Below are 736 nucleotides of genomic sequence, written 5' to 3' on the forward strand. Positions count from 1 at the left end.
GAAAACAATTGGTTGTTCACGTTTTGTATTTAACTACTTTTTGGAAAAGTGGAATGATAGATATAAAGAAACAGGAAAAGGGTTATCCTATGGCACTTGTTCTTCGCAATTACCTACTCTCAAAAAAGAATTTGTATGGCTAAAAGAAGTGGACAGTATCGCTCTTCAATCTTCTCTTCACAACCTCGCTGACTCGTATGCAAGATTCTTCAAAAAACAAAACAAAGCTCCTCAGTTTAAATCGAAAAACAATAAAGTCCAATCCTATACAACGAAACATACAAATGGAAACATTGCGATTATAGATAATAAATTGAAGTTACCGAAACTTGGTCTTGTCAAATTTGTCAAAAGTCGTGAGGTAGAAGGACGAATTTTGAGTGCTACTGTCAGAAGGAATCCAAGTGGAAAATATTTTGTCTCGATTCTTGCTGAAGTAGAAGTACAAGAATTACCGAAGACCGATTCCGCTGTTGGTATAGATGTTGGTGTGAAAAACTTTGCTATTCTTTCAACAGGTGAGGTATTCGGTAATCCAAAATGGTTTCGGGTATTAGAAAAGAAACTTGCTCATGCCCAGCGTATTCTATCTAGACGTACAAAAGGTGGAACGAACTGGCAGAAACAGCGAATGAAAGTCGCTCGTATTCATGAACGAATTAAACAGGCAAGAACGGACTATTTGCAAAAACTCTCTACTAGGATCATCAAAAACCACGATGTGATTGGGATAGAA

1 protein-coding gene is annotated in these 736 nt (G+C 37.0%); it reads left to right on the top strand.

Annotation, left to right across the window (positions count from 1 at the left end; translation table 11 throughout):
• A partial coding sequence (locus BAU28_RS03385; protein WP_208610958.1) for an RNA-guided endonuclease TnpB family protein occupies window positions 1-736 on the top strand: 736 nt, incomplete at both ends.

Origin of the sequence: Bacillus paramycoides, from assembly GCF_001884235.1 — a bacterium.
In the GTDB taxonomy this organism is placed as follows: Bacteria; Bacillota; Bacilli; order Bacillales; family Bacillaceae_G; genus Bacillus_A; species Bacillus_A paramycoides.